Below are 23,632 nucleotides of genomic sequence, written 5' to 3'. Positions count from 1 at the left end.
GTGTAGTGTGTGGCTGTATTAAAGGAGATGAGTTCATTGGTTAAGCAGCTTTCGTGGAAAGTGGGCGGACAACAAGGGGAAGGTATTGACAGTGCCGGCGAAATCCTGTCTTCGGCACTCAATCGAAAAGGGTATTATCTGTACGGGTACAGACATTTTTCCTCACGGATTAAGGGTGGTCATTCCAACACCAAGATTCGGATCAGCATAAACCCAATCCGCTCCATTTCCGACGAGCTGGATATTCTTGTTGCATTTGACCAGGAAACGATTGACTTGAATGCTCACGAGTTAATTCAAGACGGAGTCATCTTGGCCGATGCCAAGTTTAATCCAACCGTTCCGGAAGGAGTAAACGCTCGCCTTCTCGTTGTTCCATTTACGAAAATCGCTGAAGAAATCGGTATGGCCCAAATGAAAAACATGGTGGCTGTCGGAGCTTCGACTGCACTTTTGGGCATTGATGCGGACTCGTTTAAAGAAGTCATTGAAGAGAGATTTGCGCGCAAAGGGCAAAAAGTTGTGGACCGAAATATGGAAGCGATCACAAGAGGGGCTGAATATGTAAGAAGCGAGGTTGGGAACAGCTTTACCCAATTCCGTCTGGAATCCTCCGATGGCAAAAAACGGTTGTACATGATCGGAAACGATGCCGTCGCTTTGGGAGCCATTGCAGCTGGTGCACGCTTGATGGCAGCTTATCCGATTACGCCATCTTCTGAAATCATGGAATATCTTATCAAAAAGCTGCCCGAATTCGGTGGCACCGTTGTACAAACCGAAGATGAAATCGCTGCCATCACCATGACGATCGGGGCGAACTATGGCGGCGTCCGCGCATTGACCGCTTCTGCCGGTCCGGGGCTTTCCCTCATGACGGAAGCAATCGGTTTGGCCGGTATGACCGAAACTCCGGCGGTGATCATCAATACGCAGCGCGGGGGTCCGAGTACGGGTCTGCCGACCAAACAAGAGCAGAGTGACTTGCTGGCAATGCTGTACAGCACCCATGGTGAAATACCGAAAATCGTGATTGCTCCAAGTACGGCCGAAGAATGTTTTTACGACACAATCCAGGCATTCAATCTTGCCGAAGAGTATCAATGTCCGGTAATCGTTTTGACCGATTTGGCTCTTGCGCTGGGTAAACAAACGGTTGAGCCGCTGGATTACGACCGGATTCAAATTCGCCGCGGAAAACTGGTGGGCTGGGATGAAGAGTTGCCGAAACTCGAAAATTCCGAGCTGTTCCCGCGCTATGAGTTTACGGAAGACGGCATTTCCCGCCGTGTGCTCCCGGGCAAGAAAAACGGGTTGCACCATGTGACCGGGGTTGAACATGACCAGACAGGCCGTCCATCCGAAAATCCGGTTAATCGTAAAAAAATGATGGAGAAACGCTTGTCCAAACTGAAAAACGGCATTGATTTCGATACACCGGTCTACCTGGACGCTGCCCATGAGGATGCGGATCTTCTCATTGTTGGTTTCTGCTCTACCCGCGGCACGATTCATGAGGCCAAAGAGCGTCTTGAGGCTGAAGGCCTGAAAGTAAATCACGCCCATATTCGTCAATTGTTGCCATTCCCGAGCGACATTATGCTTGAGCAAATGAAAAAAGCGAAGAAAGTACTTGTTGTAGAAAACAATGCTACGGGGCAATTAACCAATCTCATCAAAATGAATATCGGAATGGCAGAAAAACTGGTTCATTTCGGTAAGTATGACGGCAATCCGTTCTTGCCTTCCGAAATTTACAAACAATGTAAGGAGCTGTTGGTTCATGGCCACATTTAAAGACTTCCGCAATAAAGTTAAACCCAATTGGTGCCCAGGTTGTGGAGATTTCTCCGTGTTGGCCGCCATGCAGCGCGCTTTTGCCAATGTAGGGTTGGAACCGCATGATGTGGCCATTGTCTCAGGGATCGGTTGTTCCGGACGGATTTCCGGTTATGTAAATGCTTATGGTTTTCACGGTGTACACGGACGCGCATTGCCGATTGCTCAGGGGTTGAAACTGGCCAATCGTGACTTGACGGTGATCGCTGCCGGCGGGGACGGAGACGGCTTTGCTATTGGTATGGCCCATACCATTCACGCCATCCGCCGTAATGTCGATATTACCTATATCGTGATGGATAACCAGGTTTACGGGTTGACCAAAGGCCAAACCTCGCCGCGAAGCGAAGTTGGCTTCAAAACGAAAAGCACGCCGTACGGTTCAATCGAATCGGCCATTCACCCCATGGAAATGGCTTTGACCGTGGGGGCCGGCTTTGTCGCCCAATCGGTTTCCAGCGATTTGAAACAATTGACCCGCGTGATCGAAGAAGGAATCAAGCATAAAGGTTTTTCTTTGATCAACGTTTACAGTCCTTGCGTCACCTACAACAAAATCAACACGTATGATTGGTTCAAAGAGAATCTGGTCAACCTGGATCAAGTTGAAAACTATGATCCGTCCGATCGCCAGCTGGCCATGCAAACGCTGATGGAAAATCATGGTCTGGTAACGGGGGTTATCTACCAAAACAAAGAGCAGCAATCATATGAAAGCAAAATCAAAGGCTTTAAAGAAGAGCCGCTGGCCAAACAAGACATCATGATTTCCCGCGAACAGTTTGATAAATTGGTTGCCGAATTCGCATAATAATGGACAAACAGCCACTTTGCTAAATGAGAAGTGGCTGTTTCTTTATTTACCGGGGGGGTGTGAAGATGAAATGGACGGTATTGGGATGCCAATCCCCTTTTCCTGCACCGGGCGGGGCGACTCCGGGATATCTGCTGGAGGCTGGCGGGAAAAAGATTCTGATCGATTGCGGCAGTGGAGTGTTATCGCAATTGGCCAAGTTTCTTCCGCTCTATGAAGTGGATGCCGTCATTCTTTCCCACTTGCATCATGATCATATTTCCGACTTTTTTGTTTTGCAGTATGCGATCATGATTGCCATGAATCAAGGCATGAGGAACCGCCCGTTACCGGTCTGGTCCCCTGCTCAGCCAGATTCATGGTTTCGACAATTGAGCTATGGGCGTTATATTCAAAGGCAGGCGGTAAAAGAAGGGGACATGCTGAAGTTGGGAGATGTAAAGATTCAATTTTTTGCTACGGATCACCCTGTCCCTTGTTATGCGATGAGAATCGACTCCGGCGGGCAAACGATTCTGTATGGGGCGGATTCAGGTCCAAAAACGGATTGGATCAGCATGGCGGCAAAGCCGGACCTGTTTGTTTGTGAAGGCTCATTTTTGGAAGCGGAACGCCCTCAAAACCCTGTCAGCCATTTATCTGTAAAGGAAACGGCAATGGCAGCCAAACAGATCCAAGCGAAACAGCTCCTTATTACTCATCTGTCTCCCCTTGCTGAGCTGAGCGAGGTGGTCAGGGAAGCAGCATCGGTATATCCAGGCCTTTGTCATCCGGCAAAACCGGGATTGATCATTCACCTTGCCTGAGCCGCAATTGGGTTTGCGCACGGAAAGGGGAAAGAATAACTCTCGCCAGTCCGGGTTCTTTGTGTTAAACTGGTACACATGGATAATTGGGCTTGTTCATTGTCAGGAATGTGGATCATCAGGCAAAACATCACCTGATCAAAAATAAAAAACGAATGCACTCATATAATGGCGGGAATAAGGCCCGCGAGTCTCTACCGAGCTGCCGTAAACAGCCCGACTATGAGTGAGCAAAAATGAAGAGACCTGGAAAGGTCTGAGGCTGTTGACAAAATTCAATTGGAGGGGATGGGTGTTTTCTGCAACGACCTTTGTGACGAAGGAACCGGGAGCAGGGAAAAGCATCTGAACTCGACGGACATCCGTTAATCAGCTGAGACCCGTATAGATCTCTTTGCCGGTGTTCGTTTGCACCCGGGTAACCCGCTCACTCCGCGTGGGCAGGCTGCCGGGGTGCTTTTTACTATCACCTGTTTGGGAGGGTGCGAAATGCAAAGTTTGGAAAATAAAATTCTGTTGGAAGGTCAAGTGCTGTCAGATGAGATCTTAAAAGTGGATTCCTTTTTGAATCATCAGGTTGACCCGTTTCTGATGCGGGAAATCGGTGAAGAGTTTGCCCGTCGTTTCAAAGATGAAGCCATTACCAAGGTTCTGACGATTGAATCGTCGGGAATTGCGCCGGCAACGATGGCGGCACTGCAACTCGGGGTTCCGCTCGTCTTTGCCCGGAAAAAGAAATCCCTGACCATGGCCGATCAGTATTACAAGGCGGAAGTTTTCTCTTTTACCAAGCGGGAAACCACTCTGATTGCCGTCGGAAAACCGTTTTTAAATGCGGATGATCACGTCTTAATCATCGACGATTTTCTGGCGAACGGACAAGCAGCAGAGGGATTGATTGATGTGGTTCAACAGGCGGGGGCTCATGTAGTCGGTATTGGAATTGTGATTGAGAAGGCATTTCAAGATGGAGGAACAAGGCTTCGGCAAAGTGGTTTTCGCGTGGAATCGCTGGCCAGGATCGCTTCGCTTCAGGATGGGGCCATCTCCTTCGTGAAAAAAGAAAAAGTATAGGATAAAAGACCCTTGATGATGGCTTTGTGCCAGCCGAATGAATGGCGCGGGAAGGGGAAAAACACCCCCTCCTCGCCTGATATTCGTTCTCATTCCCATGGCTGAAGCCGGGGTTTTTGGGGATCACCGGCCTTCTTGCCCTTTTTCCATCCATACTTCCAGTCCGATTGAATCTTCCTGAATTCTACATGTTTGAAAGCGGCTTTTTGCGATTAACTCCGTAAACTGTTTTTTTGTATATGCGCGTTTGATCAACATCCATTTAAAGGCCCATTTTGTCAGCAATGCGTTCAATCCGGTAAGACCCAGATCCTCCTCGACGTGCCTTTCCATTACTTCTGTGGAAACATCGCCGCGCAAATCCATAATCACCGCTTTTCCGCCAGGTTTTAAAACCCGGTTCATCTCATTAATGGCATTGACCGGCTGGGCAAAGTTTTTAAAGGCAGCCCGGCAGATGATAAAGTCAAACGTTCCGTCATCAAATGGCATCCGGGCGGCATTGCCATGCTGAAAATCGATGGTTACACCTGCTTCTTTCGCTTTGGCCTGTGCAATCTCCACGAATTTTTTACTTATGTCCAAGCCGGTGATTCGGTAGTTGCCCAGTTTTGCCAGTTCGATTGACAAGTATCCCGGTCCCGGGGCAACTTCCAAAACGGATCCGCCTTCCGGAACAATGGCGGCAACCTTCTTCGCATCTCTTTTGTATTGCTCCATATTTTTTTGGGTGTTTTTTGCATACCACGAAGCAATAAATCCTTCCATGCCAATCCCCTTGTAACCTTTTGGCGCTTTATCGGACATATCCGGTTCCTCCTTGTTTCCTTTGCTTCCCCTGGAACCCGTCAGCTGTGACGGTTGTCCAAGGGGGAAAACTTATTCGCAATCTCACGCAGCCACTTCTGATCCCAATGGATTTTTCCTGTGTCGATGTCATGGATCACGGAGCGGACCCATGCCAATTCTGCTGCATACATCGCGTGTTGATATTCGGTCTCGAGCAGGAACAAGCGGGGGAGCCCTTCAGATGTCACGGTTTGCAACTGGTTTTGGGTTGCGTTCAAACGGCATTCAAGTGCCCTTTCTCTTTTTTTTAGTTCCCGTACCACCTCATCTGGCGGGAGAAGCATCATAAAAGAGACGGCGGCGGGAAATTCCGGAAATTCCGGTTTCGGTGTGGACAGTATTTCCCTCAGCCAAGTCAATGCCGCTGTTCTTCCTTTATCCGTCACTTCGTAAACGGTCAGTTCCGGTTTCCCTTCATGCTGTTTTTTTTCCCGAACGGCAATGGCGCCGTCACGAAGCAAACGGTCAATCGTCTGATAAATGCCCGTTCGGTGACGAATGTTGATGACCTCGTGTTTCCCCCTTTCTTTTAAAAGTTGTTGCATGCGATAAGGGTGCATCGGTTCCTCGATGAGAAGCGAAAGGATTGCGAGGGCGATCGGGGATTTTTTGATTGTCTGTTTCATAGTAATAATATTACTATTAATAATATGTCTAAGTAAAGAGGCGGATCTTCTTTTTGGGCCAATTCCTTTTCATGATCGGCTGAAAAGAGTCCTCAAAAACGAAAAACGCGATTCTCCCTTTAAAAAAGAAAAGAATCGCGTTTTTCATAAAAGTTGGAAAGGGGGCATTACTTGTCGGTTTTTCCTCTCCAACCGATAAATTGATGTGCCCGATTGAAAAGCGTAGGATAAACAAATAAGCCCATCAGAATACTGGTCAGTGTCGCCGAAGCAGTAAAAGAAAACATGATCAATAGCTGGTAACGCACAGCTTCAATCGGATTCGTGCCGGCAATGATCAACCCGGTCATCATTCCGGGCAGTTGCACCAGTCCGACTGTTTTAAGTGAATCGACTATGGGAATCGTCCCGGAGCGGATCGCTTCCCTGGTCAGCCGCATGCTTGCCTGACGGCTGGTCGCTCCCAACGATAAGGCAACTAAAATATCCTCACGCATCTGTTCCGCCTGTTGTCTCATCTGATTCAGGACGAGAGAGGAGACAACCATGCTATTACCCACGATCATTCCACTGATGGGAATAAGAACTTGCGGTTTGGCTTGAATCAGGTGTAAAAAGAGCATCATGAGCAGGGTAAAACCGGCGACGATGAAAATAGTCAAAAAAATGCGCCAAAAAATCCAGGGAATTCCTTTTCCCCGAGCAGCCGCGTTTTGGGAGGCGACGGTGATCATCACCAATAAAACCAGCCCGATCCAATACCAATGGTTACTGGTGAAAATAAAATGAAGGACATAGCCGATGCTGATTAACTGAATCGTGGCCCGAATGGTTCCGATGATCAGATCCCGTTCCAGTTTCAAACGAAGCCAGAGGGAAACAAACATGGAAATCAATATAAATCCCAGGGTGGTGACCGTAGCTGTCCAGGTCATCGCTTCATTTCCTCCTGTCGCAAATGCCCGCTTTCCAAATGCCAGACTTGATCTGCGATGCGCCGGGCTTGTTCCGGTTGGTGAGTAATCCATAGCACCGTATGCCCTTTTTCCCGATAGCACCGCATCTCCTGTTCAATCCGTTCCGTGCTCTCAGGGTCAAGCGAAGCTGTTGGTTCATCCAGTAACAGTACATGCGGATTTAAGGAGAGAGAACGGGCCAAATGGACGCGTTGTTTTTCTCCGCCGGAAAGTTTTTCAATCGAACGGGTGAGATACGATTTTGACAGACCAACCCGCTCCAGCAATCGCGCCATTTCTTCTTCGGACATCGATTTTCCTTGTAATTTAAGGGGGTAGTTTAAGTTATCGGCCACGGTTTTGGGAAATAAAACAGCTGATTGAAAAACATGGTGGACTTCTCTCCGCAGTAAAATCGGGTCCCATTCTGAAAGCGGTTTTCCTTTATATGTAATCGAACCGTGATCCGGGTCCTCCAAGCGGTTTAGTAGACGGAACAGGGTGCTTTTGCCGGTGCCTGAAGGTCCCATTAAGGCAATAACCGATTCTGGCGGAATGACTGCACTTACTTCTTTGAGAGGGGTGGTTCTTCCTTCCGGGGAGTCGTATGATTTGGTGACTTCGCGAAGTTCGATCAGCGGTTGACTCTTGGGCAAATGGATCACTCCTGCAAAATGGGATGGTTTATCAATGAAAACTGTCCCGATCCTAATTCACAGTGTATCAATAGTGGATCCGATTTGCCATAAGGGTTTGGACTCTTGGCAAACATAATCTGTGAGAATAAAGCAATCGGGAGCGAGGGGATGCTCCCAGGCTCCCGGTTGCAATGGATGATTATAAAAAAAGAAGAGGAAAAGGGAACAGATTTTCTGGGATGAAGTGACGCTCGCTTGTTTTTTCCTCTTCTGTTTTCTTATTCGACTTTATCCGGGGTTTTACGTCCCTTTCGTTAGTTGTTGTCGCCGCTGGAAACCCTGATCATTGAACCATTGGTAAACATCATGTATAATAACTTAGTTAAAAGCTGTAATTTCCATCTTGTTGAATACAAGCCGAGTATGTGATTTCACCAAATGATGGTTTTGAATGGAGGATTTTTTGGAATGGGGGGCTGAAGTCTGTGACTCAAAACTCCCAACCGTTTTCAATATGCCTGCTCCATCTCATTTTCACGGTGAATAGACTGTTTTTTCATATATGGAAAGGATACTCTCACCAGAAAGGGTGAACAAACATGAGCAAACAAGTAAAGGACTACAGCCAATACTTTGTTGCTCCGGACTTAAAAGCGGCAAAGAAACGCGGAAAAGAAGAAGTGCAAGTGATTCAGTTTGAGGAAATCCCCGAGAATATGCGTGAGGTCGGCAAGGGGAAAAACTATTTGATCGAAACGTACGGCTGTCAGATGAACGTTCACGATAGTGAGACGATTGCCGGGATTCTTGAGAGAATGGGGTATTCCCGGACTGAGCGCGAGGAGGATGCCGACATCATCCTGCTTAATACCTGTGCGATCCGGGAAAATGCGGAGGACAAGGTTTTTGGTGAGTTGGGACGCCTGAAACAGTTGAAGCTGGAGAACCCCGATCTCATTCTCGGGGTATGCGGATGCATGTCCCAGGAAGAAGTGGTTGTCGGACGCATTTTAAAAAGTTACCAACACGTTGACCTGATTTTTGGAACGCACAATATTCACCGCCTTCCGGTACTTCTGCAAAACGCCCTTTTCAGCAAGGAAATGGTGGTGGAAGTATGGTCCAAAGAGGGCGATATTGTTGAAAGCATGCCCAAAGTGCGGGAAGATGGCTTGCGCGCTTGGGTGAATATCATGTACGGATGCGACAAATTCTGCACGTACTGCATTGTTCCGTATACCCGGGGGAAAGAGCGGAGCCGCCGGCCCGAAGATGTGCTGGACGAGATTCGCGAATTGGCGCGCAAAGGTTATCAGGAAGTCACCCTGCTCGGGCAGAACGTGAATGCTTACGGGAAAGATTTTACCGACCGGGAGTATACGTTTGCCGATTTGATGGACGATGTGCGCAAGATCGGCATTCCACGGGTTCGCTTTACTACGAGTCATCCGCGCGATTTTGATGACCATTTGATTGAAGTGTTGGCCAAACGCGGAAATCTGGTGGAACACATCCACTTGCCGGTTCAGTCGGGAAGTTCGGAAGTGCTTAAGTTGATGGCACGTAAATACACGCGCGAACGCTATCTGGAATTGGTTTCCAAAATCAAGAAAGCAATTCCGGATGTGGTGCTGACCACGGATATTATCGTCGGCTTCCCCGGGGAAACAGATGAGCAGTTTGAAGAAACCTTATCTCTCGTCAAAGAAGTCGAATTCGATTCTGCTTTCACCTTTATATACTCGCCCCGTGAAGGAACGCCTGCCGCGAAGATGAAAGATGACGTGCCGATGGAAGTGAAAAAAGAGCGGCTGGCCCGCCTCAATCAATTGCAAAACGAGATCAGCCGGCGCAAAAATGAGGAACTGCGCGGGCAAGTGGTCGAAGTGCTCGTCGAAGGGGAAAGCAAAAAAAATCCGAATGTCCTGTCCGGCCGAACCCGAACCAATAAATTGGTTAACTTTGTCGGGCCTAAACATCTGATCGGAAAATTTGCGTATGTGCGGATTGACGAGCCGCAAACATGGACGCTAAAAGGTGTGTGGGTGGAAGAAAAACCGCTTGCGAAAGTGGGTGGATGAGGTGAATGCCATTCCCGAAAACCATCCCATCCTGGTCGAGGCGCGGAAATTTGCCGAGTTGCTCAGCAGAAGCGAGGAAGTGATCCGCTTTCGGCTGGCGGAAGAGCAAGTCGAAAAAAGCGAGTCTGTGCAGAACAGCATTGCCGCCATCAAGCGCAAGCAAAAAGAATGGGTTCACGCTAAACATTATAAAAAAATGGAATATGCAAAGCTTCTGGAGAAAGAGTTGGATCAGCTTAATCAATATCTGGACGAGATGCCGATCGTTTGTGAGTTCAGGCAGCGCCAGGTCGAAGTGAATGACCTGCTGCAAACCATTCAGCAAGTGCTGGCGGATACTATTTCCAAAAAAATAGAGGTGGAAACGGGCGGACCGGTAAGGAGCGGCTGCGGAAGCGGCGGCCCCTGCAACTGCTCGTAAAAAAAAGGACGTCCCCACGGTTTTTTTCCGTGGGGTTTTTTTGCACTCTAGACGATGGCCCTGCATACACTTGTTAATGAACATGTTTGGAGGAGGGAAGCATATTGTCCTATACAGATAGAGCCGTGGAGTACCGTCAGATAGTGACCAAAGCGGTATGTGGAAAAGGAAGAAAATTTTCGCAAGTGACACATACCATTACTCCGCCGGAAAAATTGCACACGATTCTGGGCGCGTGGGTGATCAACCATCAATATGAATGCAGCAAAGTCGGGGAAGCGGTTGAAGTTCGCGGTAGCTATGATATTAATATCTGGTATTCGACAAAAGGAAACACCAAAACCGATGTTGTCAAAGAAACCGTTTTTTATACAGAGCAGGTTCCGCTGAGCTATTATGACCAAAACACCCGGGATGCCTCAGTTTCAGTTAGTGCCGCTGTGACGCAGGCTCCAAACTGCGTGGAAGCGTCGATCGCCTCACATCATGATGGAGTCGATGTGCGAATCGAAAAGGAGTTTGCCGTCGAAATGATCGGAGAAACCAAAATTTGTGTACCCGTCTACCCGTTGGAATATGCGGAGCTGGATGATAAAGAAGTGGCGAGCGGGTACAGTGAAATGGATGAGTCCTCTTTTGACGATTTGGATCCTGATCTGGTCATCGACGATTTGGAGGACTAGGATTGAGTGTAAAAGATGAAAAATTGATTGCCGGCTGCTGGTTTTGCATCAATCAGCAGCTTATGTTTGCAGAGGGTCGGGTGGTTGCTCCTGATCCTTTTTTTGTGTCACCATCTATCATATGCTTCAATGCTCCGCCCGATTAGACTTTTGTCTTTTGCTAACCATTTTTCCCCGTTCCACATACTATATCAGCATCATGCCCTTGAAGTGAGCAAGAGAGATGGGAAGAAAGGGGAAAGGTTATGGGCACCATTACCCTTCCTTATCTGGCAGTAGATCATGGAAAAGGGATTCGCGATTTCATTGTGGAAAAGCAGAATTTGGCATCGACCATCCGCTTGGAACTGCCGGAAGCAAGCAGGCTATCGGAATACATGCTTGTATTGAACGATGAGAAACAGGTGACGAAGTGCCGGAATTTGGTGGAGCGAAATCGGATATTGCTGATGCATGGCCTGCCTGTGGCAGTGAATGCAACCATATTGAGAGAGTATATTTTGGCCGTTTTCCAAACAAGGGTTTTGCTGATCTATCGTTCAGTAAACAATTCCGCCTTTCTTCCGGCTGCCAAAAAACAAAGACGGGTGACTTACCGGCGCGTTCCCCTGTCGGAACGGACGAGGGAAACGCGCAAAGCGCAGGAATTGGCCATCCGCGCCGTTTATGCACTCGGATTGGACTATGGCGTTGTCAAACTGGGGATTGGCACGGGAAGGAAAATGGTGATTCAGCAAGTGAACCCGTCCCCGCGTTTAAATAAGGAAATGGAAACGGCATATGTGCAGGCGATCACCCAATACATGAAAGGGTGTGCACGCTCCCGGACACCGTTGGAGGAGATTGTTTTGGGGGCAGACCCTGAATTTGTCATGGAATCACCGCAAGGAAAATTGCTGATTGCTTCAAATTATTTTCCCGTTCGCGGCAAGGTGGGATGTGACGCGATCTGGTTGGGTCAAAATCGCTCGCACAAACCGCTTGTCGAACTCAGACCCGACCCGACGCCAAATCCGCGACAGCTCGTTGTGCGCATTTATCAGTCACTCATTTTTGCCAATAAAAAAATGGGAAAAGTTCCGGCCAAGTGGCTGGCAGGTGCCATGCCGTATGAGGGATTTCCGCTGGGAGGGCATATCCATTTCAGCGGTATACAGCCGGATTTTAAATTGCTCCGGGCACTGGATAACTATTTGGCAATGTTGCTCGTGATCGCAGAGGATGAAAAAGGGAAGAGACGGCGTCCCAAATACGGTTTTCTGGGGGATTTTCGCTATCAGGACTACGGCGGATTCGAGTATCGGACGCCGCCGAGCTGGCTTGTCTCCCCTACACTGACCAAAGGCGTGTTTGTGACAGCGAAGCTGATCGCCGCCAATTATAAACAGCTTCGGTATAACCCGCTGGCCGATGTATCGATGCAGGAAGCCTATTACAAAGGGCGGAAACAGGCGATTGCCGACTGGCTCCCCATCTTGTGGCAAGATCTGAAACAATGCCCGGATTATAAAGTGTACCAGGCCTATTTGGATGATTTTTACCATTATCTCGCCTCCGGGATCACTTGGGATGAATCGCAGGATTTTCGCAAATTTTGGCGTTTGCCGCCATACGGCAAGAAAAAAACGGAGCAAACATAATGTGTTGAATGGTCATTCGTGTTACAATGGTGTAATGAAAAACAGAAAAACGGAGGCAGAGAACGTTGGCAAAATATACGCCGATGATTCAGCAATACTTATCGATTAAGGCACAATATCCTGATGCCTTTTTATTTTTTCGTTTAGGCGATTTTTATGAAATGTTTGTGCGCCCATAAGGGTTCTGAGTGAAATCTGCCCCTGGCAAGGCAGTTGGCGGTCGGACGCACGGATGCCAATCGTCAACCAGCTGATCCGAAGGGGAAACCCGACGGGGAGTGTAGCATGCTGGTAAAGCCGTAAGTTGCTGGGTTGCCACAGCACGACTGAACGGCAAGACGAAATGCTGTGAATGAGGATGAAGGCTGGACTGCTTGAAGGATAGCCCGAGCTGGCCGATCATAGCCTGTGACGGAAGGCAACCGGAACGTCACATGGTCAAGCCGCACGGCAGAAAGACATTGCCGGGCGGGGCGTCCCTTGACCAAGCATCTCCGTCGGAGACAAAAGGGCGAACGTCCCATCCGACATCACAGCGCGCCTGTTCCTCAGAATCTAAATGGGGATCACCTAAGGCGGAAGGCTTGTTTGCAGCTATGGCACATGAGGTGTCTGAATATCCGCTATGGTGACGGAGTCTCCGTAGTAGTCCGCGCCAGGGAAAGCCTGGTACATGGCGAAGGGAGACAGCCTGCTGCGTTTAACGCAGGGCGAAGGAAGGAGCGGGAGGCTCCGGGAAAATCCGGCGTCTTGCGTTAACCGGTTTAGCCGTGAAGGTCATCGCACTTTTACATTACATATTCAGCAAAAACAGGCAGGATGAGCAGTTGCCGCAGGAGATGGAGGCTAAACCGGCTCCGGCAGGTGGAGAGCCGTATACGCCGAGAGGTGTACGTACGGTTCGGAGGGAGGGGCGGAGAAACCAATCGCCGCGAGGCGGTCAGGCGCTCGGTTCCTACCCTACTTTGAAGATGCCGAAAAAGCGGCGGAAGAATTGGAGATCACGCTGACAAGCCGCGATGGCGGCAACGAACGAATTCCCATGTGTGGAGTGCCTTATCATTCCGCTCATACGTATGTGGAACGTTTAATCGATAAAGGGTACAAAGTTGCGATTTGCGAGCAGATCGAAAATCCTGCCACGGCCAAAGGCGTCGTGAAGCGGGAAGTGGTCCGGGTGATCACCCCGGGCACGATTATCGAAGAGAATATGCTGGATGAGAGAGAAAATAATTTCCTGCTCACCCTGTCAGGCTCTGAGGGGGAAATGGCCCTTGCCGCGGTTGATCTGTCCACGGGGGAATGGCATGTTACCGAGATGACCGATGGTCTGGAGTTTGTGCTGGATGAAGCATCGAGCTATCGTCCGAGAGAGATTGTCCTTGAGGAAAAACTGGCACAAAACACGGCTCTTCGCGAAAAGCTGGAAACGCGGTTGAAATGCCTGATCACGTCTTTCACCCTGACGCCGCAGGTAGAGGCGGAAGTGATGAAAGAGATGCCCCGGCAATTTCCCGATGCTGCGGACGTATGCAAAACTCCGGGACTGGAACGCGTTGTCCGCCTGTTGTTTGCGTATCTGCAACAAACGCAAAAACGGACATTGGGGCATGTTCAGCGTTTGCGCCGCTATGATGCGAAACAGTATATGATGCTTGATGAGTCGGCAAGGCGCAACTTGGAGCTGACGGTGACACTTGCCGACGGAAAAAAGAAGGGTTCCCTGCTGTGGCTTCTTGACCAGACGGCAACGGCCATGGGAAGCCGCCTGCTGAGAAGGTGGCTGGACAAGCCGCTGTTGAGCTTAAGTGAAATTAAGCGGCGACAAAATACGGTCGAATCCTTTTTGTCCGATTTTATTTTGTTGGACGAGGTTCGCGATTTGCTGAAGCAGGTTTATGATCTGGAACGGTTGGCGGCCAGGATTGCTTACGGGTCCACCAATGCCCGTGAACTGGTCAATGTCAAGCGGTCGCTGTCCGTGATCCCGCAGCTGCGCGAGCGTTTAATCAATTCCGGTTCTCGTGAATTGGTTGAAATGGGGGAAGGTCTTGACGAATGTGTGGATGTGCGGGAATGGATTGCCTCTGCGATTGTCGATGAGCCCCCGGTATCGGTCAAAGAGGGAGGAATGATCCGTGAGGGCTTTCATGAAAAATTGGACGAATTGCGGGCAATCCAAAAGGATGGAAAGAGCTGGATCGCCGGACTGGAGCAGCGGGAAAAGGAAAAAACAGGAATCAAATCGTTGAAGATTGGATATAACCGCGTGTTCGGTTATTATATCGAAGTGACCAAAAGCAACCTGCATCTGGTGCCGGAAGACCGTTACCAGCGGAAGCAAACGCTGGCCAACGCCGAACGGTTTATCACTCCGGAATTAAAAGAGCGGGAGCAGATGATTTTAAACGCGTCAGAAAAATCGGTGGAGATGGAGTATGAGATCTTTGCGGAAGTGCGTGCCAAAGTGGCGGAACAAGCAGCCCGTCTGCAGCGGCTGGCCGAATCTGTCGCGGAATTGGATGTGTTGCAGGCTTTTGCTCTGGTGGCCAAAAAATATCAATATACCCGCCCGCGCGTACATGCGGAAGACGGGTTGAAGATCAGGGCGGGGCGCCATCCGGTTGTGGAGGCGGTCACCCCCGGCGGGGAATTTGTCGCCAACGATGCCGATCTGGATGCCAGGGATCGCCAGATTTTACTGATCACCGGCCCCAACATGGCAGGCAAAAGCACCTATATGCGGCAAGTGGCGCTGATTACGATCATGGCGCAGATCGGCAGTTTCGTTCCGGCCGACGAGGCGGAGATCGCCATCGTTGACCGCATTTTCACGCGGATCGGGGCGGCGGACGATCTCATTGGCGGGCGCAGTACCTTTATGGTCGAGATGGCCGAAACGTGTCACGCGCTGAAAGAAGCGACACCGCGCAGTTTGATATTGCTGGATGAAGTGGGACGCGGAACCTCCACTTACGACGGAATGGCGCTCGCGCATGCGATCGTGGAGTATATTCACGACCAAATTGGAGCAAAAACGCTTTTTTCGACGCACTACCATGAATTGACCGGTCTGGAGGAAACATTGCAGCGTTTGGTCAATGTTCACGCTCAGTGTATTGAAAAGAACGGAAAGGTCGTTTTTTTGCACCGGATCATTCCCGGGGGAGCCGATCGCAGTTATGGCATCCATGTAGCGGAATTGGCCGGCCTTCCGGCACCTGTGATCAAGCGGGCGAAGCAGCTGCTTCATGAGCTGGAGGGGCGGATGGAGAGTGAGGCGACGGCCAAAGAAACGACGGCTGAGGATTTGTCCGGCCAGTTGAGCTTGTTTGATTACCAAGGGGTGCAAAAGAGCGATCCGGTTCAGGCGCCGGCTGTCAAAGAGGCGGACGGGATCGGTGCGGAAATTGTTCAGGCCGTTAAAGAATGGGATTTGATGAATAAAACCCCGTTTGAATGCATGCAATTTCTCCATGAGCTGAAACAAAAATTGAACCGATAGAAAATGAAGGGGAGGGGAGAGCAGCATGGGAAAAATTAAAGTGATGGACGACCACCTCGCCAACCAGATCGCAGCCGGTGAGGTGGTCGAACGCCCGGCTTCCGTGGTGAAAGAGCTGGTTGAGAACGCAATCGACGCCGAAGCGACCAAAATCGCCGTGCAGATTGAAGAGGGCGGCATTTCGCTCATTCAGGTTTCGGATAACGGCAGCGGGATGGACAGGGAAGATGCCGTTACGGCTTTTTCGCGGCATGCCACGAGCAAGATCAAGCGAGAGCGTGACCTTTTCTCCATCCAGACGCTCGGGTTTCGCGGTGAAGCGTTGCCGAGCATCGCCTCTGTGGCCAGGGTGACTTTGACGACAGCCCATGACCCCTCCGAACTGGCAACCCGGGTGACGATTGCCGGCGGTGAAGTGCTTGATGTGGAAGATACTTCGCGATCCCGTGGAACGGATGTCGTAGTGAAAGATTTGTTCTATAATACCCCGGCTCGTTTGAAGTACTTAAAAACCGTCAACACTGAGGTTAGCCATGTGGCGGATGTCGTGGGCAGACTGGCGATTTCCCATCCTTCGATCGCGTTTTCCCTCACACATAACGGCCGCGAGTTGTTTCGCACTTCAGGTGATGGAAAATTGTTGCACGCGCTCTATGCGCTTTACGGTAAACAAGTGGCCAGCCGGTTTGTCCAGGTCAGCGGTGAAAATTTGGACTTCCGCCTCAAGGGATATATGAGCAAACCGGAGGTGACCCGTTCGACCCGTTCTTATCTCTCGATCATCCTCAACGGCCGTTTTGTCCGTTCCATCCCCATCACCCAGGCGGTGTTACGGGCATACGGCACGTTGCTCCCATCCGGGCGCTACCCCATCGGTGCCTTGCATATTGAAATGGACCCGAAACTGGTCGATGTCAACGTTCATCCTTCCAAGCTGGAAGTGCGACTGAGCAAGGAAAAAGAATGTTGCCAGCTGATTGAAGAGGCCATCAGACAGGCCTTCGGACGTGAGCGGTTTGTTCCTCAGGCCGAGGCACCGCGAAGCAAAGAGAAAAAGCCGATCCAGGAATCACTCCGCTGGGACTTGGCTGCGAGCGAGGCCAAAAAGGCGTACCCGCTTCCCGCGAGCAGAACCGAACCGGATCGTGTGAAGGAAACGGCGCCTAAGCAGGCCGGTTGGGAACCGGAACCCAAGCAGACAAAAGATGAGAATTCGCCTCGTTATCGGTCGGCCCTTTCTTCCTTGACACAGGCAGAAGAAACGCGGAAAGCGGAGAAACAGGAACCGGAGCCCGCACCCGAGGAAAAGGGAACCGGCTTGCCAGACAATGCGGCGGAAACAGAACCCGGAGAGCAACCGGCTGAACCCCGTCTCCCGCACCTGTTGCCTCTGGCGCAGATTCACGGAACCTATATTGTGGCTCAGGCGGAAGACGGATTTTATTTGCTGGACCAGCACGCGGCCCATGAGCGGATTTATTATGAAATCTACTCAAAAAAACTGGGAGAAGAGAATCATAAACAATATCCCCTGCTGGTTCCGCTCACGATCGAATGTTCCCCGGCAGAAGCGGAAGTGCTGGAAAGCCGGCTTGACTATTTGCGCAGGTGGGGATTGGAGATTGAACCGTTCGGTGGCACCACTTTTGTCGTGCGGGCTTACCCAACCTGGTTTCCAAGCGGTCAGCCGGTGGAATTGGTGCATGAAATCATCGAATGGCTGAAAGAACATGGCGAAGTGAATACCGCGATGCTGCGGGACGGAGCTGCGAAAATGATGTCGTGCAAAGCGGCGATCAAAGCCAACCGCCATTTGCGCCAGGATGAAATGGAAGAGCTGCTCCGGCGGTTGAACGACTGTGAGAACCCCTTTACCTGTCCGCACGGCCGGCCGATCCTCATTCATTTTTCTACCTATGAACTGGAAAAAATGTTTAAAAGGGTGATGTAGCATTTTATTTGTCACAACCTCATTTCATCCGGGGAATCGCCAGCAAAAAGAAGCGATGGAATTGGCCGCTTCCCTCGGTGTCCGGTATATCAGCCGGGAACGCGCTTCCCTGCCTGATCTGTTTCAGCAAACAGGACTGGAGCGGGCGGTGATTGTGACCAAGAAAGAGTGGCGCTATGAGGACAAAGAGGGGAATCAGTTTTTCTTTCACCCCAATATGTCCGCCCTGCGCATCAAACAGCTCATCGGCGGGGATACGGATGCGATGGTCTCCGTTGCCGGGATGCGCGAAGGGGATCGCGTATTGGATTGCACCCTGGGCATGGGAGCGGATTCCATCGTCGCTTCCTTTGCGGTCGGCCCTTCCGGCAAGGTTGTGGCCCTGGAAAGCGAGCCGGTGATCGCGGCCATCGTCAAACACGGCCTGCACAGTTATCAGACACAGCGCAAGGAGCTGGACCGGGCCATGCGGAGGGTTGAAGTGATTCAATCCGATTATCGGACCTATTTAAAGCAGTGTGCAGATGAATCATTTGATATTGTCATGTTCGATCCCATGTTTCGGGAGACGGTTAAGGCCTCCGCAGCCATGCAGCAATTAAAACCGCTGGCCAATCCGGCTCCGCTTGATCAGGAATCGGTCGCTGAAGCCGTCAGGGTGGCGAAAAAAGCGGTTTTGCTGAAAGAACGGGTCAAAAGCGGGGAATTTGAGCGGCTCGGCTTTGTCGTTGCGAAAGAATCATCCCAGTTTGCCTGGGGTGTGATCCGGAAAGGGGAGAAGCAGTGAAGCAGGAATTGCTTGTTATCGTGGGACCGACGGCTGTCGGCAAGACGGATCTCAGCCTGACCCTGGCAAAAATGTTTGACGGGGAGATTATTTCCGGAGATTCCATGCAGGTATACAAGGGGATGGATATTGGTACTGCCAAGGCCTCCCCGGAGGAGCAAAGGGCAGCGCCGCACCACATGATCGATTTAATCGACCCTGATGTTCCTTTTTCCGTTCAGGAATTTCAGAAACTCGCCCGGCAAAAAATTGCCGAGATCCATGCGCGCGGGCATTTGCCGATGCTGGTGGGAGGAACGGGATTGTACATTGAAGCGGTGACGCATGATTACGAACTGCCGCATGTGCCGGAAAACCCGGATCTTCGCGAGGAGCTGCGCAATTTGGCCGCATCAAAAGGCAATGAATACCTGCACAGTCGCCTCGGTGAAGTGGACCCGGATGCAGCCGCCAAATTGCATCCCAATGATCTCCGCCGCATCATCCGCGCGCTGGAAGTTTATGAAGTGACCGGAAAACCTTTCTCATCATTGAAAGGGAAAGGAACTTCCCCGTTCGATGCGCTCTGGATCGGGCTGACGATGCCGCGGGAGCTTCTCTATGAGCGGATTAACCGGCGGGTGGACCAAATGATCGAAGCGGGCTTGGTCGAAGAGGTCAAACGGTTGAAAGAGCGGGGTTACCATTTGGGTTTGACCTCGATGCAGGCGATCGGGTATAAAGAAATCATCAGCTATTTAAACGGGGACATCACGCTGGCCGAAGCAGTCGATTCTATAAAAAAAGGAACCAGAAAATATGCGAAACGGCAATTATCCTGGTTTCGCCGCCTCAAGGAGATTCATTGGTTTGATGTGACAGAACCGCAATGTTTGAGAGAAATTCAGCAGCTTGTTGCAGGAAAGTTTCATTTGCCCAGAGAATAGAGTACAATAATGTTAAATGCAAAATACATAGGAGGTTCGGATTTTGAAACAATCGATCAATATTCAAGATACATTTTTGAATCAGATTCGCAAAGAATCTGTCCCGGTGACCATTTATTTGGTCAACGGTTTCCAACTTCGGGGAGTAATTCGTGGTTTTGACAATTTTACCATCGTGATCGACAGTGATGGTAAACAACAAATGGTGTATAAACATGCCATTTCCACCTTTACTCCTGCAAGGCCTGTTTCTTTGATGCCGGCTGAAGAGCAAAAAGAGGTATAAGAGCTTTCCTGTTTACTGTGATGAAGCCAGGCAGGCTTTCCTTTTAAGCTTGCTTGGTTTTCTTTTGTTCACCAAAATCTGGGCGGGCGCGTATACATGGTTTAGCGAACCCGGATCAAGAGGTGAACTCCATGAATCGGAGAGTTCTTAAAGGGATAAATAAAAGCCAAATTCATGTTGTTTTTGACCACCCCAGGCAGGAGATGCAAATTTCCGCCTGTCCCGCCGCTTTGAAGGAAGAGGCATTTGTTCATGAAGAGCACGGCCCTTTGCGCGACTGTATGGAACAGTTGAAGCATTTGGTCGGATTGTCCAAGATCAAAGAGTTTGTCAAAGAGATTTACGCGTGGCTGGAGATTGGCAAAAGAAGGCGCGCGGCAGGCTTGGCCGCAGAACAACAGGTGCTGCACATGATCTTTTCCGGAAATCCCGGAACGGGAAAGACCACTGTGGCGCGTATTTTAAGCCGTCTGTTCAAAGAGATGGGGGTTTTGTCCAAAGGCCATCTTGTTGAAGTGGAGCGCGCGGATCTGGTCGGGGAGTATATCGGCCATACGGCGCAAAAAACGAGGGAACACGTGAAAAAAGCGCTGGGGGGCATCTTGTTTATTGATGAGGCCTACTCACTGGCCAGAGGCGGCGAAAAGGATTTCGGCAAAGAAGCGATTGATACGATGGTCAAATCAATGGAAGACTATAAAAATGACTTTATTCTCATTCTGGCCGGCTATTCCGAAGAAATGGAGCAATTCTTACGCTTAAATCCGGGTCTTCCGTCCCGCTTTCCCATCCATCTGCAATTTCCCGATTTCCATTTGGATGAATTGATGGAAATTGCCGAACAGATGGTGCAGGAGCGCCAGTACCGGTTGTCGTTAACGGCGCAGGAGAAATTGCGCCAGCACCTTAAGGAGCAAATGGAGCGAAGGGATGAGCAGTTTGGCAATGCGAGGCATGTTCGCAATCTGGTGGAGCAGGCGATTCGCAATCAGGCTGTTCGCCTGTTAAACCTGCGCTATGCCAGCAAGGATGATCTGATGATGCTGAGAGGGGAAGATTTCCAATTTCGGGAAGCGGAAAAAAACCCGCCTGTTTATTCATGGTATAATGAAAGGGCCAAAAACCAGGTTTTTCTTTGAGAAAGGGATGACGTAACGATTTCGATGCTTGAACGAGAAAAAGCGATTTTGGTGGGAACGGGATCCAAACGAAACGAGGCGGAAATCACTTCCACTTTGGAAGAATTGGCCCGCCTTGCCGAGACATCGGGAGCGGAGGTTGCCGGAAAGGTGATCCAGTTTCGTGACCGCCCCGACCCCGCATGGCTGATCGGACACGGCAAAGCACAGGAGATCGCCGAATGGGCGGAGCAGGCGGAAGCGGATCTGGTCATTTTTGATCAGGAGCTTTCCCCTGCGCAAATTCGCAATCTGGAACTGCTGTTTCCCTGCAAAGTGATTGACCGGACCCAGCTGATTTTGGATATATTTGCCGGTCGGGCCCAAACCAGGGAGGGGCGGATTCAGGTGGAATTGGCGCAGCTTAATTATCTGTTGCCGCGCCTTCAGGGGAGAGGGAAAGAGCTTTCCCGTCTGGGGGGAGGCATCGGCACGCGCGGTCCCGGTGAAAAGAAACTGGAAACGGACCGGCGTCACATCCGTCGCCAAATCCGCGCTCTCACCGCTCAGCTTGAAGAGATAAAAAAACATCGCCGTTTGCTGGGGCAGCGCCGTAAAAAGACCGGGGTGACCCAAATCGCTTTGGTCGGTTACACAAATGCCGGGAAATCCACTTTGCTCAACCGTCTGACCGGAGCGGACAGTTTGGCGGAGAACAAACTGTTTGCGACACTTGATCCCCTTTCCCGCAGTTTGAAGTTGCCGGGCGGGGAACAGGTGATTCTCACGGATACCGTCGGATTTATCCGCCAATTGCCCCATCATCTGGTGGCGGCGTTTCGCTCGACGCTGGAACAGGTGAAAGAGGCCGATTTGTTGTTACATGTCGTCGATGCATCGCATAAAGAGGCGGAGGAACAGATGAAGGCGGTGGAGAAAGTGTTGGAGGAACTGGATGCAGCCCATCTCCCGACTCTGATCGTCCTCAATAAAGCCGATCTCCAACCGGAGCTGAACGTCAATCTCCAGGGCAAAGAGGCGATTTCGATCTCGGCTTTTTGCGACGATGATTTGATGCGGCTCAAAGAGAAAATCGCGGCAATGTTGAGTGCGGAGACGGTGACCGGTACGGCGGAAATCCCGATCCACCGCGGAGATTTGATTGCTGCCCTGTATGAGGCGGCAGAGGTATGTTCAAGCAAGGCAATGGATACAAAGATCCGGTTCGAGTTTCGCCTCTCGCGCAAACAACTCGGGAAACTGCCGCCCGCCTTGCTTCAATTTGCCCGTTTAAGCGAGGAATTTTAAATGTGGGAATGATGGATTGGTGTTTAATGAGTTAAAACATGGTGAATGGATTGAACGAAACGTTTTGCAAGTGGAAGAAAAGATCGCTCCAATGATCGCCAAAATCTCGCATCACGTCGATGAGATGCAATGGAAAGTGCTTCAGGTGTTTCGGAAACTCGGGGTAAGCGAGTTCCACCTGCACTCTTCGACCGGCTATGGATATGACGATATGGGAAGGGAGATTTTTGAAAAGGCATTTGCTGAATTGATGGGGGCGGAGCAAGCTTTGGTGCGCCCGAACATCATCTCGGGCACCCATGCCATTTCCGCGTGCCTTTATGGAATCCTGCGTCCGGGGGATGAACTGATCTACCTGACGGGGCGCCCGTATGACACGTTGCAGCAAGTGATCGGTTCAGATAGAGACGGCTCGGGTTCATTGGCCGATTATGGTATTGCTTATAAAGAAATTCCGCTCACCCCTGCCGGAAATATCGACTGGGAAGCATTTGCTGCCGCGTTGACGGACAAGACCAAAATGATCGGGATTCAGCGGTCGCGGGGATATGCCGATCGCCCGTCGTTTACCGTCGGGCAAATCGGAGAGATGGTGAGGAAAATCCGCTCCATCCGGCCTGATCTCGTTATCTTTGTCGATAATTGTTACGGCGAATTCGTGGAGGGACAAGAACCTCCTCATATGGGTGCCGATCTGATCGCCGGTTCCCTGATCAAAAATCCGGGCGGTGGCCTGGCCAAATCGGGGGGATACATTGCCGGCAGGGCGAATTTGGTTGCCAAAGCCGCCTCCCGTCTGGTTGCTCCCGGAATCGGCGTGGAAGGGGGCGCCACTTATGGATACTTGCGCGATTATTATCAAGGATTGTTTCTCGCTCCTCATGTTGTCGGCGAAGCATTGAAAGGAGCGGTGTTTACGTCGGCCTTGTTGCAGGAATTGGGATTTCGGACGACCCCGGCATGGGATGAAACCAGAGCCGATATCATTCAGCAGATTTCCCTGGGCAGTCCTGAGTTGCTCATAGCCTTTTGCCAGGGGATTCAATCTTCCTCGCCGATCGATGCCCATATCAAGCCGGTGCCTGATCATATGCCCGGGTATGAAGATCCGGTCATAATGGCGGCGGGAACCTTTGTACAGGGGGCGAGCATTGAATTGTCGGCGGACGGCCCTTTGCGCGAGCCTTATATTGCCTTTATGCAAGGCGGATTAACCTATTCGCACGTGAAAATCGCGATCGTTCAGGCGTTGGAATTTATGATGGAAACTGGAAAATTGGCTGTTCTCAAGCAAAGTGGATAAAAGGAGGAACCGGGGTTGGAA

23 protein-coding genes, 1 pseudogene and 1 riboswitch are annotated in these 23,632 nt (G+C 50.5%); of the genes and pseudogenes, 20 read left to right on the top strand and 4 right to left on the bottom strand.

The genetic code is table 11. The features are described from left to right. Positions 1-36 precede the first annotated feature (36 nt). From I8U17_RS08065 to I8U17_RS08050, 4 genes are all read left to right on the top strand, one after another. Positions 37-1,797 (top strand): 2-oxoacid:acceptor oxidoreductase subunit alpha, encoded by a 1,761-nt coding sequence (locus I8U17_RS08065; RefSeq protein ID WP_033099679.1) that lies wholly within the window; start codon positions 37-39, stop codon positions 1,795-1,797. Further along, positions 1,784-2,650: a 2-oxoacid:ferredoxin oxidoreductase subunit beta gene (locus tag I8U17_RS08060; RefSeq protein WP_033099680.1), complete on the top strand. Its 867-nt coding sequence runs from the start codon at positions 1,784-1,786 to the stop codon at positions 2,648-2,650. The genes I8U17_RS08065 and I8U17_RS08060 overlap by 14 nt, the downstream gene beginning before the upstream one ends. A 68-nt stretch (positions 2,651-2,718) precedes the next feature. After that, entirely contained in the window at positions 2,719-3,459 is a 741-nt protein-coding gene (locus I8U17_RS08055; protein ID WP_033099681.1) for an MBL fold metallo-hydrolase, read from the top strand. Between the two features lie 141 nt (positions 3,460-3,600). Next, a riboswitch (purine riboswitch) is annotated at positions 3,601-3,702 on the top strand. 246 nt (positions 3,703-3,948) lie between these two features. After that, positions 3,949-4,533, top strand: a complete 585-nt coding sequence (locus I8U17_RS08050) for a xanthine phosphoribosyltransferase (RefSeq protein WP_033099682.1) — start codon at positions 3,949-3,951, stop codon at positions 4,531-4,533. Positions 4,534-4,656: 123 nt separating this feature from the next. On the opposite strand, the gene I8U17_RS08045 is transcribed toward I8U17_RS08050, so the two are convergent. From I8U17_RS08045 to I8U17_RS08030, 4 genes are all read right to left on the bottom strand, one after another. Beyond that, positions 4,657-5,340, bottom strand: a complete 684-nt coding sequence (locus I8U17_RS08045) for a class I SAM-dependent methyltransferase (protein ID WP_033099683.1) — start codon at positions 5,338-5,340, stop codon at positions 4,657-4,659. 41 nt (positions 5,341-5,381) lie between these two features. Further along, complete coding sequence (locus I8U17_RS08040) at positions 5,382-6,008, bottom strand: PadR family transcriptional regulator (protein WP_198055762.1); 627 nt, start codon at positions 6,006-6,008, stop codon at positions 5,382-5,384. A gap of 167 nt (positions 6,009-6,175) precedes the next feature. Further along, complete coding sequence (locus I8U17_RS08035) at positions 6,176-6,943, bottom strand: ABC transporter permease (protein WP_198059250.1); 768 nt, start codon at positions 6,941-6,943, stop codon at positions 6,176-6,178. After that, positions 6,940-7,620, bottom strand: a complete 681-nt coding sequence (locus tag I8U17_RS08030; protein ID WP_198055763.1) for an ABC transporter ATP-binding protein — start codon at positions 7,618-7,620, stop codon at positions 6,940-6,942. The genes I8U17_RS08035 and I8U17_RS08030 overlap by 4 nt, the downstream gene beginning before the upstream one ends. Positions 7,621-8,201: 581 nt before the next feature. Between I8U17_RS08030 and miaB the strand changes: the two genes are divergently transcribed. From miaB to I8U17_RS07950, 16 genes and pseudogenes are all read left to right on the top strand, one after another. Further along, positions 8,202-9,683, top strand: coding sequence for a tRNA (N6-isopentenyl adenosine(37)-C2)-methylthiotransferase MiaB (gene miaB / locus I8U17_RS08025; protein WP_033099687.1), 1,482 nt, complete (start codon positions 8,202-8,204; stop codon positions 9,681-9,683). Continuing rightward, positions 9,664-10,104 carry a YlbF/YmcA family competence regulator gene (locus I8U17_RS08020; protein WP_220184938.1) on the top strand — a complete coding sequence of 147 codons (441 nt, stop codon included), beginning with the start codon at positions 9,664-9,666 and terminating at the stop codon, positions 10,102-10,104. Before miaB ends, I8U17_RS08020 begins: the two co-directional genes overlap by 20 nt. A gap of 104 nt (positions 10,105-10,208) precedes the next feature. Beyond that, a complete protein-coding gene (cotE, locus tag I8U17_RS08015) occupies positions 10,209-10,787 on the top strand; it encodes an outer spore coat protein CotE (RefSeq protein ID WP_033099688.1) in 579 nt (192 codons plus the stop codon). Between the two features lie 2 nt (positions 10,788-10,789). Then, positions 10,790-10,933: a hypothetical protein gene (locus I8U17_RS08010; protein WP_160173796.1), complete on the top strand. Its 144-nt coding sequence runs from the start codon at positions 10,790-10,792 to the stop codon at positions 10,931-10,933. Positions 10,934-11,032: 99 nt separating this feature from the next. After that, complete coding sequence (locus tag I8U17_RS08005; protein WP_052153951.1) at positions 11,033-12,427, top strand: putative amidoligase domain-containing protein; 1,395 nt, start codon at positions 11,033-11,035, stop codon at positions 12,425-12,427. Positions 12,428-12,492: 65 nt separating this feature from the next. Next, positions 12,493-12,594: pseudogene (locus I8U17_RS18565) on the top strand (MutS N-terminal domain-containing protein); the annotation flags it as partial. Between the two features lie 421 nt (positions 12,595-13,015). Then, entirely contained in the window at positions 13,016-13,186 is a 171-nt protein-coding gene (locus I8U17_RS07995) for a hypothetical protein (RefSeq protein WP_160173797.1), read from the top strand. 11 nt (positions 13,187-13,197) lie between these two features. Next, a complete protein-coding gene (locus I8U17_RS07990) occupies positions 13,198-13,437 on the top strand; it encodes a hypothetical protein (protein WP_033099689.1) in 240 nt (79 codons plus the stop codon). Then, on the top strand, positions 13,422-15,932 hold the full coding sequence (gene mutS, locus I8U17_RS07985) for a DNA mismatch repair protein MutS (protein WP_232330968.1): 2,511 nt from the start codon (positions 13,422-13,424) through the stop codon (positions 15,930-15,932). The genes I8U17_RS07990 and mutS overlap by 16 nt, the downstream gene beginning before the upstream one ends. A 25-nt stretch (positions 15,933-15,957) precedes the next feature. Beyond that, positions 15,958-17,883 carry a DNA mismatch repair endonuclease MutL gene (mutL, locus tag I8U17_RS07980; RefSeq protein ID WP_033099690.1) on the top strand — a complete coding sequence of 642 codons (1,926 nt, stop codon included), beginning with the start codon at positions 15,958-15,960 and terminating at the stop codon, positions 17,881-17,883. Positions 17,884-17,938: 55 nt separating this feature from the next. Continuing rightward, positions 17,939-18,670: a class I SAM-dependent methyltransferase gene (locus tag I8U17_RS07975; RefSeq protein WP_052153953.1), complete on the top strand. Its 732-nt coding sequence runs from the start codon at positions 17,939-17,941 to the stop codon at positions 18,668-18,670. Continuing rightward, the gene (gene miaA / locus I8U17_RS07970) at positions 18,667-19,596 is read left to right on the top strand and encodes a tRNA (adenosine(37)-N6)-dimethylallyltransferase MiaA (RefSeq protein WP_033099692.1); all 930 of its coding nucleotides are present in this window, start codon (positions 18,667-18,669) and stop codon (positions 19,594-19,596) included. Before I8U17_RS07975 ends, miaA begins: the two co-directional genes overlap by 4 nt. Positions 19,597-19,639: 43 nt before the next feature. Further along, entirely contained in the window at positions 19,640-19,882 is a 243-nt protein-coding gene (gene hfq, locus I8U17_RS07965) for an RNA chaperone Hfq (protein WP_033099693.1), read from the top strand. A 131-nt stretch (positions 19,883-20,013) separates the two neighbouring features. Next, entirely contained in the window at positions 20,014-21,021 is a 1,008-nt protein-coding gene (gene spoVK, locus I8U17_RS07960; protein ID WP_052153954.1) for a stage V sporulation protein K, read from the top strand. A 24-nt stretch (positions 21,022-21,045) separates the two neighbouring features. Then, positions 21,046-22,308 carry a GTPase HflX gene (gene hflX / locus I8U17_RS07955; protein ID WP_198059249.1) on the top strand — a complete coding sequence of 421 codons (1,263 nt, stop codon included), beginning with the start codon at positions 21,046-21,048 and terminating at the stop codon, positions 22,306-22,308. A 19-nt stretch (positions 22,309-22,327) separates the two neighbouring features. Next, on the top strand, positions 22,328-23,611 hold the full coding sequence (locus tag I8U17_RS07950) for a methionine gamma-lyase family protein (protein WP_198059248.1): 1,284 nt from the start codon (positions 22,328-22,330) through the stop codon (positions 23,609-23,611). Positions 23,612-23,632: the final 21 nt, after the last annotated feature.

The organism is Thermoactinomyces sp. CICC 10521, assembly GCF_016055135.1.
In the GTDB taxonomy this organism is placed as follows: domain Bacteria; phylum Bacillota; class Bacilli; order Thermoactinomycetales; family Thermoactinomycetaceae; genus Thermoactinomyces_A; species Thermoactinomyces_A daqus.
Note: the sequence above shows the minus strand (reverse complement) of the source record. Positions and strands in the feature narration are given on the sequence as shown.